This is a genomic window from Stenotrophomonas sp. S49, assembly GCF_016624905.1.
Taxonomy (GTDB): Bacteria; Pseudomonadota; Gammaproteobacteria; order Xanthomonadales; family Xanthomonadaceae; genus Stenotrophomonas.
This window is the reverse complement of the sequence record NZ_JACVUD010000131.1, coordinates 1-9,457: the sequence shown is the minus strand read 5'-3', so window position 1 is coordinate 9,457 and position 9,457 is coordinate 1. Positions and strand designations below refer to the sequence as shown.

Genomic DNA, 9,457 nt, shown 5'->3' with positions numbered 1-9,457 from the left:
CCCCCCCCCCCCGCCCGGCCTTTTGTGCCGGGGTGGGCCCGCGGGCCTGGCCCCGCCGCTACCCCGGCGTTATGGTGGGTGCGAACCGTTGGTTCGCACGCTCTCAGCAGCTGCGGCGGTTTCAACGCATCCCGTCTTTCAACCGCTGCAGAATCGGTGCAAACAACGGCGACTGCGACGACCGCGGTGGCTGCACCGCCTCGCCCTTCTCCACCGCCTGCCAGTACGACCACGGCAGGGCCTTGTCGCCCAGCTCGTAGTCCATCCCATCCCAGCCATCCTCACGGAAGGCATAGAACGCCCAGTGCACCCGCTGCTGCTCGGCCACCGCCAGCACATCGCGCAGGTAGGCGGGGCAATCCGGCCAGCGACGCATGCAGCCGAACTCACCGATCACCATCCGGTTCGCGCCGATACCATGGGTCTTGGCCCAGTTCATCGGCTGCTGCAGGTAGCTGCGCACGCGCGAGGCATCCCAGCGTTGCCTGCCAGCGCCGAACGGCACCGTGGCCGGGTAACGATACGGCGTGGCGCGCTTCTGGTTGGGTGCACTGGTTGCCGCATACGGCTCGTACATGTGCACGCTGTACAGCAGCTTCGAATCGTCCAGCGGCGCCGGCCAGTACTCGAATGCATCGGCCGCCGCATACCAGCCGGCGTCCAGCATCAGCGGCATGTCCGCATCCACCGCACGCACGCTGGCAATCAATCCCCGGTACAGCACGCGCAGATCCCGCGGGCCGTCCTGCACGCTGGCATACCACTGCTGCATCGCCCCGCGGGGCGCGTGCTCGGCCAGCGCGGTGCCGTATTCGGGCGCGGGCTCGTTGATGAGGTTGTAGGCGGCCAGCGCCGGATGCCCCTTCAGGGCCGTGGCCAGGTCACGCCAGAAGCGTTGCGCCGGCAGGTGGTTGTCCATCGACTGCCACAGGCGCTGGTCGACCACATCACCATTCTTCTGCCTCCAGCGCAGCAGCGGCAGCGACAACGGCACCAGCACGACCTTCAGGCCCGAGGCATCCGCGTCATCCAGCGCACGGCGCAGGGTCGCCACGTCGGCGGGCACGAGCGCCTGGTAGTGGTCGGCATCGCCGATCAGGAAGTCGCGGCCGCCGGCGCTTTTCCACTTGTCCGGGCTCAGCCGCACCCAGGTCGCGCCGGTGTCCCGCAGCGCCTGGAAGTAAGCCCGGTCCGGTGGAGTGTCGTTGAAGCTGTTGCCGCCGCGTTGCGGCGCGTCCCAGAAGGTGATGTCGGCGGCGAACACCGGGGAGGCGCTGGCGAAGGCAAGGCACAGCAGGCTGCGGCGCAGGACCATGCGGGTCTTCCATGAAGAGGAAGATCCAACGTGCGGGGTGAAAACCGAACGGTGGCTGAGTACCTTCCCGTTCGCCGGGCATGGCCCGGCGCTACCGCTCGCTGTGCTGGGCGTAACCCGCCCGCTCCGGTGGGTGCGAACCGTTGGTTCGCACGCGCTCTTTAAAGCGCGTCCAGATCACCCAGCGCGCGGATCAACCGCCGCGCGCGCTTGTCCGGCTTGTGCTCCGGCGGCTGGAAACCATCGCGCGCGGCGATACGCAGCGCGCGCTGCTCGGCCCGACGCGCCTTCGACGCTTCACTTTCCACGTACAGCTGCTGCGCCACCGGCGCCGGGCCGCGCTGGTCGCTGATGCCCAGCACCTGGATCTCGAAATGTTCCTCGCCACGGTCCACCTGCAGCTGCTCGCCCACGCGCACCGCGCGTGAGGATTTCGGGCGCTGGCCGGCCACGCTCACCTTGCCGGTTTCAATGGCCTGCTTGGCCAGGCTGCGGGTCTTGAAGAAACGGGCCGCCCACAGCCAGATATCCAGGCGGACACTGGGGGGCAGCGGGGAAAGCTCGGACATCGGCGGAAACTACTCCGGGGGGCGGTTCAAGGGACGCGGGTTGTCCGGGTCGGCCCGGCAGCCGGTGCCGCCGATCAACGGCTTCACACCAGAGGCCAGATCCTGGCGTTGGCTGCCCACCAGGCATTCGGGTCGGTCGGTCGGCCGTATCTGGGTATCGCCCAGACGGTCGTCCATGGAACATGCGGGCAGCACGGCCACGATCAAGGCCAGCACAATTGCGCACACCCCCTGCTGTTGCTGAAGCATTGCCACACCCCGCAAACCGGCTTGGTGCTAGTGTGCGCCTCCCGGCATTCGATCTCCAGCCCATGGCCAAAGCGCCGCTTGACCTGACTTCCGGCCCGATCGGGCGCAATCTGCTGCTGTTCGCGCTGCCCATCCTGGCCGGCAACATCGCCCAGTCACTGAATGGTTCGGTGAACGCGGTGTGGGTCGGGCGTTTCCTGGGCGAGGCGGCGCTGACCGCCACCGCGAACGCCAACAACATCATGTTCTTCCTGATCGGTTCGGTGTTCGGCTTCGGCATGGCCGCCACCATCCTGATCGGCCAGGCCATCGGTGCGCGCGACATCGCCCAGGCCCGGCGCGTGGTCGGCACCAGCGCCACGTTCTTCATTGGCCTGTCGGTGGTCATTGCCATCGCCGGCTGGTTCCTGGCCCATCCGCTGCTGGAAGCGATGGGCACGCCGGCCGCTTCGCTGGCGCTGGCCGAGGCCTACCTGCGCGTGATCTTCCTGGCCATGCCCACGCTCTATGCGTTCGCCTTCCTCAGCGCCGCGCTGCGTGGTGCCGGCGATTCACGCACGCCGTTCCGCTTCCTGCTGGTATCGGTGGTGCTGGATATCGCGCTGAACCCGGTGCTGATCTTCGGCCTGGGCCCGTTCCCGGAACTGGGCATTGCCGGCTCGGCCTGGGCCACGCTGGTGTCGCAGACGCTGTCGCTGGCCGGCCTGCTGCTCTACATGCGGCACAAGCGACACACGCTGTGGCTGGGGCGTGCCGACATGCGCCTGTTCAAGCTCGACTTCACCATCCTGCGCGCGCTGGTGGTCAAGGGCGTGCCGATGGGTCTGCAGATGGTGCTGATCTCGCTGTCGGTCATCATGCTAATGACCATGGTGAACCAGTACGGCACCGACACCGCGGCCGCCTATGGCGCATCGCTGCAGCTGTGGAACTACGTGCAGATGCCGGCCATGGCCATCGGTGCGGCGTGTTCGTCGATGGCCGCGCAGAACGTGGGCGCGCAGCGCTGGGACCGCGTGCGCGGCACCGCGCGGCAGGGCGTGCTGTTCAACTTCCTGCTGACCGGTGCGCTGATCCTGCCGCTGGTGGCGCTGGACCAGTATTCGCTGGCGCTGTTCCTGCCGCAGGGCAGCGAATCGCTGCAGATCGCGCGCCACCTGAACCACGTGGTGATCGGCTCGTTCCTGTTCTTCGGTGTCAGCTTCGTGATCTCCGGCGTGGTGCGCTCCACCGGCGCGGTCATTCCGCCGCTGCTGATCCTGGCCGCCTCGCTGTGGGGCGTGCGCGTGCCGTTCGCCGAATTCCTGCAGCCGTACTGGGGCGCCGATGCGATCTGGTGGAGTTTCCCGGCCGGTTCGCTGGTGTCCATGCTGCTGTCGCTGGCGTATTACCGCTGGGGTGGCTGGCGCAAGGCGCGGATGATCACCCCGCCGGCGCCGGCCGAAGTGCTGGCCACGCCGTCGGAAGTGCCGGCCTGCCCGCCCTCGCCGGTAGCCGACCCGGATGCCGTGACCCGATAGCGCCGGCGGTAGCGCCGGGCCATGCCCGGCGGATGTCTGGCCACCACCGCTGCGCTCGCCGGGCTTGGCCCGGCGCTACCGTTCTACTTCGCGGCGTTGTGCTTGGCGGCAGCGCGGATCAAAGCCTTCAGCGCGGTCGCGTTGGGCATCTCTCCTTCGTGGATGTCGATCGCGCGCCGCGTATTGCCTTCCAGGCTGGCGTTGAACAGGCCCTTCGGGTCGGGCAGCGCGGCGCCGTGGGCGAAGGTCAGTTTCACTGCCTGCTTGTAGGTTTCGCCCGTGCACAGGATGCCGTTGTGTTCCCACACCGGCGTGCCGCGCCATTTCCAGGTTTCTTCCACGTCGGGCAGCGCCTGGTGGATCAGTGCGCGCACGCGGGCCAGCGCATCGCCGCGCCAGTCGCCCAGTTCGGCAATGCGCGCATCGATCAGTTCAGAGGCAGGGCGTGTTGCTTCGGTGGATTCCGCAGCTTTCCTGGGCATGTCTGCACTCGCACGGTACGGTGGGAAGGAGAAACTACATGCGCGCGCCGGGCAGCGCACGTGCCTGCTGCAGCCAGTCCAGCAGTTGTGCGCGGTCCAGCACGGTGTCTTCGTACAGGTGCAGATAGCGCGTGGTGGCCTGCTTCGAAGGCTCAGGCGGCTGCGGCTGCAGCAGCGCGCCGTGGAACAACGCGACCTTGATGTAACGCGTACAGCAGTGGAAGCTGAGGAACCAGCCCTGCCCTTGGGCAACGCCATACATCGGTGAATTCCAGCGCACGGCCTTGTGCACGCCGGGCACGGCCTGGCTGATGAGGGCATCGAGCTGCTCGCCGAACGCACGCTTCCAGCCGGGCATGGCCGCGATGTAGGCCTGAACTGGTCCATCACCATCGCCCTTGGCGATCTGCGGATTACCGCCAGACAACAGCTTCGGCGCAGCGGCGGCGGATGGCTTGGAAGGCATTGCGCAGCGCTCCGTTGTCGCAGGTCAGCGGCTGGGCAGGTCACGCCATAACGGCAGGCCACGGCGCAGGCGCATCACGCGCATCACGACCGCCATCAGCAGACCGAACAGGACGCCGGCGAGGAGCGCGCTGAACACCGCCACGGCCAACGGCAGGCTGGTGTTGCGCCACACCAGCAGCCACATCAGCACGCCCCAGCCCAGTGCGAACCAGATACCCATCAGCAGTGCATTGGACGCCACGCTGGCGATGATCGGCGGGGGCGCGTTGACGCCCATGCGCCACAGCAGGCGATGCAGTGGCGGCGCCGAGTGCCGGCGCTGCACGCCCGCGGCGTCAAGATGGCGCAGGGCGGCCTGCACCTTGGGCGGGTAACGCTGTTCAACGGTCGTCATGCCGCGAACATAGCGCCGGCCGGCGCACAAACGCAAACGGCCACCCGAAGGTGGCCGTTGCGGAAACAACCGAAGTTGTTTATCAGGCCTTTTCGGCCAGACGGGCAGCCTTGGCGGCAGCAGCGGCAGCCAGGTCTTCCTTGATGCGGGCAGCCTTGCCTTCCAGGCCACGCAGGTAGTACAGCTTGCCGGCGCGGACCTTACCACGACGCTTCACTTCGACCGAGTCGATGATGGCGCTGTGGGTCTGGAAGACGCGCTCGACGCCGTAGCCGTGCGAGATCTTGCGCACGGTGAACGAGGAGTTCAGGCCGGCGTTCTTGGTGGCGATCACAACGCCTTCATAGGCCTGCACGCGCTCGCGGCTGCCTTCCTTCACCTTCACGTTGACGACAACGGTGTCGCCCTGGCTGAACTTCGGCAGTTCGCGGGTGATCTGGGCGGATTCGAATTCCGCGACGATGGACTTGTTCAGCTTGCTCATGGGTTACACCGATTCTTGTTCGGGTGGGCGTGTCGTTCTGACAACGTAGGCTCATGCAGTCACGGAACTGTGCTGCACGTTTGTTGTGGGTACTGCGCGCGCCGGCCGGGGCTGGCGGGAATTGGCCATGATAGCCGATAAAGCCAACCCTGCGCTAGGGGCTGGTCTTGTGTTTCTGGGCCTGGCGGCCCTGTTCCAGCAGTTTGCGGTCAGCCTTGCCCAGCGCCTGTTCATCCAGCAGGTCCGGGCGCCGTTCGGCGGTACGCAGCAGCGACTGCTGGCGGCGCCAGGCGGCGATGGCCGCGTGGTTGCCCGAACGCAGCACGTCCGGCACGTCGCCCAGCGGGTGCTGGGCCGGCTGGCTGTAATGCGGGCAGTCGAGCAGGCCCAGGTCGCCTTCGAAGCTGTCCTGGGCGGCCGATTCGGCGTCGTTCAGGGCGCCGTCCTGCAGGCGGGCCACGGCATCGATGATGACCGCCGCACCCAGTTCGCCGCCGGACAGCACGTAGTCGCCCAGGGAAATCTCTTCATCGACGTTGGCTTCCAGGAAGCGTTCGTCGATGCCCTCATAGCGGCCACAGAGCAGGACCACCCGCGGCAGCGCCGCCAGTTCCCGCACCTTGGCCTGGTTGAGCGGCGCGCCCTGCGGGCTGAGGTAGATCACCCGCGCCGGGGTCGGGTCGGCGTCGCGGATCGCCTGCAGGCAGGCCTGCAGCGGCTCGATCAGCATCACCATGCCGGGACCACCACCGAACGGACGGTCGTCCACCCGGCGGTAGTTGCCTTCGGCGTAATCACGGGGGTTCCAGCCATGCAGGCTGAACAGGCCCTTCTCCTGCGCCCGGCCGACCACGCCCAGTCCAGCGGACTGGGCCAGGAAGTCGGGGAACAGGGTGATGACGTCGAAGCGCATGCTCACACTCAGAACTCGGGGTCCCAATCGACCACGACCAGGTTGGCCTCGAAGTCGACCGATTTGACGAAGTCCGGCAGCACGAACGGGATCATACGCTCGCGGTCGCCACGGACCACGACCACATCGTTGGCGCCGGTGCTGAACAGGTGCGAGACCTGGCCCAGGGCAACGCCCTCGACGGTCTTCACATCCAGGCCTTCCAGATCCACCCAGTAGTACTCATCGGGTTTCGGCGGCGGCAGCGCGCTGCGGGCCACGTAGATCTCGGTGCCGTGCATGGCCTCGACCGTGTCGCGATCTTCGATGCCGGGGAACCGGGCCACCAGATGCTTGCCGCTGTCGCGGCCACGAGCGCCTTCAAGCGTCGATTCCTGCCCGTTGGGGCTGCGCAGGATCCACGGCTGGTAACGGAAAATAGCGGAACGCGGCTCGGTCCAGGACTCGAGCTTTATTTCGCCGCGCACACCAAAAGCGCCGACAATCCTGCCCAGCAGGATGCGGCGCTCGTTATCTTTCATCTGCGTTCAATCAGATGGGCCGCGCCAGAGCGCGGCCCGTCAGGATCAGGCCGCAGCGGCCTGGGTCTTGGCCGCTTCCTTGATCAGGTTGCGGACCTTTTCGGTCGGCTGAGCGCCGTTCTTGACCCAATGGTCAACGCGGGCCAGGTCCAGCTCGATGCGCTTCTCGCCGCCCTGGGCGACCGGGTTGTAGAAACCAACGCGCTCGATGTTGCGGCCGTCGCGCGCGCTGCGCACGTCGGTCACGATGATGTGGTAGAACGGACGCTTCTTGGCGCCGCCGCGGGTCAGTCGAATCTTGACCATGGTGTTTTTCCTATTGCCCAGTCGCCGGAATGGCGAGGTAAGCGGGCGATTATAGCGGCAGATGGCGGCCGGGCCAACCCCTGGGCCAGCCGCACCCGCACGGTAGCGCCGGGCCATGCCCGGCGGGACGGCCCCCGACCGCTGCGCTCGCGGGGCATGGCCCCGCGCTACCGCTGCGTCGCGTCTTTCTGAAGCACGTCCCACGCCACACCGGCCAGCACCGCCCGACCCTGTTCAGCCAGCGCCTGCGACCCCGGCAGTTCCTGCCCATCGATGGCCTCCAGTGCCCATACCCCGCTGGCATTGCAGGCAAAGGCCGCCTTCACACCGGCCAGATCGGCCAGCCGCAGGGGCTGGATGACCTGCGCGCCGGGCCAGTACCGCTGCAGCAGCGCCTCGGCGGTCCCGCGCAGTGCCGGCGCCTGCGGCCAGAGCAGGCGTTGACCATCGTGCACGGCCAGGTTCCAGGTACTGCCCTCGCTGACCTGCCCATCGGCCGCCACCAACAGCGCATCGTCAAACCCCGCCGCCAGCGCAGCGCGGCGCTGGGCAAACAGGCCGAACGTACCCACGTGTTTGACATGCGGCCAGTCGCGCTGCCAGACCACGCTGCGCACGCGCTTCGGTGCGGTCAGCGCCACTGGTGCGGACACCGCCACCAGCACGTCCACCGGCACGGCGACCATCGGGTTGCGGAAATCGAAGCGGCGCGAAAACACCGTCACCCGCATGGAGGCATCGCCCTGCCCCGCCTGCTGCAGCGCCTGCGCCATCCAGGCCTGCACCTGGCGCACGTCCAGTTCGCTGCCGAACAGCTCGCGCGTGGCCTGTGACAGCCGCGCCAGATGCAGCTCCAGCCCCTGTACGGCATGGCCACGCACCTGCAGCGAGGTGAAGTGGCCGTAGTTCACCAGCGCCGGCAGCAGATCGTCGGCCTGCGCGGGCTGGCCATTGCAGGTCACGGTCACCGCAGCAGGGCCTGCGCGTCGCGCCACATGTTGGCCAGCACTTCGGCGGCCGGCCGCGCCGGTGCCATCCACGCCGACTGCCCGGCCCAGGCCTGCATCGCCGCCAGATCATTGCGCTGCGCCGCCTGCTTGCGCATCGGCGCGGTCAGCCCGCGCTGCACCGGGTACGGGCGCGGTGGTGGCGCAGCATCGGCCGCCGCCGCGCGCACATACGGGGTGGCCAGGCCGCGGCCCAGGCGCCCACTGAAGGCGCGGGTCGGCCAGGTGTCTTCGGGTTCGGTCACCGCCAGTGCGTCGGCCCAGGCCGGGGCAATCGCCGCTTCGGGGGTACGCAGGAACGCGGTGCCGATCTGCACGGCGCTGGCGCCCAGCGTGAGCGCCGCGGCGATGCCACGCCCATCGGCAATGCCGCCGGCGGCGATCACCGGAATCTGCAGATGGTCGGCCAGGCGCGGCAGCAGGGCGAACAGCCCGACCAGTTGCCGTTCGGCCAGTGCCGGATCGAAGGCGCCGCGATGGCCACCGGCCTCCACGCCCTGCGCCACCACCGCATCGGCACCGGCGTCCTGCGCCGCGCGTGCCTCGGCCAGCGTGGTCGCGCAGGCGATCCAGGCGATGCCGGCATCCTTCAGTCGCTGCACATGGCGCGGCGACAGCACGCCCATGATGGTCGAGGCCACCGCAGGGCGCCCGGCCAGCAGCGCGGCAAACTGTTCCTCGAAATCGGCCGGAGTGGCATCGGCGGCGCTGGCCGGCACCTCGGGGCCCCATTGGGCCAGGAAGGCGCGGCTGGCGGCTTCGGCGGCCACGTCGCGGGCCGGCGCCGGGTCCGGCAGCCACAGATTCACCTGCGCCGGGCCGGCAGAGGCCGCGCGGAACTCGTCCATCCACACGCCGATATCGGCCGCCGAGGACAGCACCGCCCCCATCGCGCCCATGCTGCCGGCATTGGCCAGCGCAGCAGAAAGCGGCACCGGGCAGGCCCCGGCCATCGGCGCCAGCAGGATCGGAAGGGAAACCTGGAAGCGCCGGCAGAACGCCTCGACGCGGGAAGTGACAGCAGACATCAGCAGGGCGGCCCATCGTTGCAGACAGGCCCCCATGGTGCGCGCAGCAAGGGGGTAGAGTCGAGCTTGCTCGACTGAACCACGCGCCACGTAGAGTCGAGCTTGCTCGACTGAACCACCAACAGCAGTCGAGCAAGCTCGACTCTACCAATGCGTGGTCTCAGCAGCGCATCAACGAAACGGCATGCCGCGGCCGCCGAT

13 protein-coding genes are annotated in these 9,457 nt (G+C 68.2%); 1 reads left to right on the top strand and 12 read right to left on the bottom strand.

The window, feature by feature from the left end:
* Positions 1-121: 121 nt before the first annotated feature.
* The 3 genes from IAE58_RS18995 to IAE58_RS18985 form a co-directional block, all read right to left on the bottom strand.
* The gene (locus tag IAE58_RS18995; protein WP_233615046.1) at positions 122-1,315 is read right to left on the bottom strand and encodes a cellulase family glycosylhydrolase; all 1,194 of its coding nucleotides are present in this window, start codon (positions 1,313-1,315) and stop codon (positions 122-124) included.
* 161 nt (positions 1,316-1,476) lie between these two features.
* The gene (locus IAE58_RS18990) at positions 1,477-1,884 is read right to left on the bottom strand and encodes an RNA-binding S4 domain-containing protein (protein ID WP_199934562.1); all 408 of its coding nucleotides are present in this window, start codon (positions 1,882-1,884) and stop codon (positions 1,477-1,479) included.
* 9 nt (positions 1,885-1,893) lie between these two features.
* Positions 1,894-2,133 (bottom strand): hypothetical protein, encoded by a 240-nt coding sequence (locus IAE58_RS18985; RefSeq protein WP_199934561.1) that lies wholly within the window; start codon positions 2,131-2,133, stop codon positions 1,894-1,896.
* Between the two features lie 62 nt (positions 2,134-2,195).
* On the opposite strand from IAE58_RS18985, the gene IAE58_RS18980 reads away from it, so the two are divergent.
* A complete protein-coding gene (locus tag IAE58_RS18980; RefSeq protein ID WP_199934560.1) occupies positions 2,196-3,653 on the top strand; it encodes an MATE family efflux transporter in 1,458 nt (485 codons plus the stop codon).
* An 83-nt stretch (positions 3,654-3,736) separates the two neighbouring features.
* On the opposite strand, the gene IAE58_RS18975 is transcribed toward IAE58_RS18980, so the two are convergent.
* The 9 genes from IAE58_RS18975 to IAE58_RS18935 all read right to left on the bottom strand — a co-directional run bounded on the left by IAE58_RS18975 (position 3,737) and on the right by IAE58_RS18935 (position 9,256).
* Entirely contained in the window at positions 3,737-4,135 is a 399-nt protein-coding gene (locus IAE58_RS18975; RefSeq protein WP_199934559.1) for a DUF1801 domain-containing protein, read from the bottom strand.
* Positions 4,136-4,169: 34 nt separating this feature from the next.
* Positions 4,170-4,601 carry a DUF1801 domain-containing protein gene (locus IAE58_RS18970; protein WP_199934558.1) on the bottom strand — a complete coding sequence of 144 codons (432 nt, stop codon included), beginning with the start codon at positions 4,599-4,601 and terminating at the stop codon, positions 4,170-4,172.
* Positions 4,602-4,625: 24 nt separating this feature from the next.
* Positions 4,626-4,997: a DUF6404 family protein gene (locus tag IAE58_RS18965; protein WP_199934557.1), complete on the bottom strand. Its 372-nt coding sequence runs from the start codon at positions 4,995-4,997 to the stop codon at positions 4,626-4,628.
* 82 nt (positions 4,998-5,079) lie between these two features.
* Positions 5,080-5,481, bottom strand: coding sequence for a 50S ribosomal protein L19 (gene rplS, locus IAE58_RS18960; protein WP_005408597.1), 402 nt, complete (start codon positions 5,479-5,481; stop codon positions 5,080-5,082).
* A 154-nt stretch (positions 5,482-5,635) separates the two neighbouring features.
* Positions 5,636-6,394, bottom strand: coding sequence for a tRNA (guanosine(37)-N1)-methyltransferase TrmD (gene trmD / locus IAE58_RS18955; protein WP_199934556.1), 759 nt, complete (start codon positions 6,392-6,394; stop codon positions 5,636-5,638).
* An 8-nt stretch (positions 6,395-6,402) separates the two neighbouring features.
* A complete protein-coding gene (gene rimM / locus IAE58_RS18950; protein ID WP_108748976.1) occupies positions 6,403-6,915 on the bottom strand; it encodes a ribosome maturation factor RimM in 513 nt (170 codons plus the stop codon).
* Positions 6,916-6,960: 45 nt separating this feature from the next.
* Positions 6,961-7,221, bottom strand: coding sequence for a 30S ribosomal protein S16 (rpsP, locus tag IAE58_RS18945; protein ID WP_108748975.1), 261 nt, complete (start codon positions 7,219-7,221; stop codon positions 6,961-6,963).
* Between the two features lie 167 nt (positions 7,222-7,388).
* Positions 7,389-8,189 carry an aminotransferase class IV family protein gene (locus tag IAE58_RS18940; RefSeq protein WP_199934555.1) on the bottom strand — a complete coding sequence of 267 codons (801 nt, stop codon included), beginning with the start codon at positions 8,187-8,189 and terminating at the stop codon, positions 7,389-7,391.
* Complete coding sequence (locus IAE58_RS18935) at positions 8,186-9,256, bottom strand: nitronate monooxygenase (protein WP_199934554.1); 1,071 nt, start codon at positions 9,254-9,256, stop codon at positions 8,186-8,188. The genes IAE58_RS18940 and IAE58_RS18935 overlap by 4 nt, the downstream gene beginning before the upstream one ends.
* Positions 9,257-9,457 lie beyond the last annotated feature (201 nt).

Coding starts and splice junctions, on each gene's coding strand:
- rplS (WP_005408597.1), bottom strand. CDS start 5,481: ATGAGCAAGCTGAACAAGTCCATCGTCGCGGAATTCGAATCCGCCCAG.
- IAE58_RS18965 (WP_199934557.1), bottom strand. CDS start 4,997: ATGACGACCGTTGAACAGCGTTACCCGCCCAAGGTGCAGGCCGCCCTG.
- IAE58_RS18980 (WP_199934560.1), top strand. CDS start 2,196: ATGGCCAAAGCGCCGCTTGACCTGACTTCCGGCCCGATCGGGCGCAAT.
- IAE58_RS18985 (WP_199934561.1), bottom strand. CDS start 2,133: ATGCTTCAGCAACAGCAGGGGGTGTGCGCAATTGTGCTGGCCTTGATC.
- IAE58_RS18970 (WP_199934558.1), bottom strand. CDS start 4,601: ATGCCTTCCAAGCCATCCGCCGCCGCTGCGCCGAAGCTGTTGTCTGGC.
- rimM (WP_108748976.1), bottom strand. CDS start 6,915: ATGAAAGATAACGAGCGCCGCATCCTGCTGGGCAGGATTGTCGGCGCT.
- rpsP (WP_108748975.1), bottom strand. CDS start 7,221: ATGGTCAAGATTCGACTGACCCGCGGCGGCGCCAAGAAGCGTCCGTTC.
- IAE58_RS18975 (WP_199934559.1), bottom strand. CDS start 4,135: ATGCCCAGGAAAGCTGCGGAATCCACCGAAGCAACACGCCCTGCCTCT.
- IAE58_RS18995 (WP_233615046.1), bottom strand. CDS start 1,315: ATGGTCCTGCGCCGCAGCCTGCTGTGCCTTGCCTTCGCCAGCGCCTCC.
- IAE58_RS18935 (WP_199934554.1), bottom strand. CDS start 9,256: ATGTCTGCTGTCACTTCCCGCGTCGAGGCGTTCTGCCGGCGCTTCCAG.
- trmD (WP_199934556.1), bottom strand. CDS start 6,394: ATGCGCTTCGACGTCATCACCCTGTTCCCCGACTTCCTGGCCCAGTCC.
- IAE58_RS18990 (WP_199934562.1), bottom strand. CDS start 1,884: ATGTCCGAGCTTTCCCCGCTGCCCCCCAGTGTCCGCCTGGATATCTGG.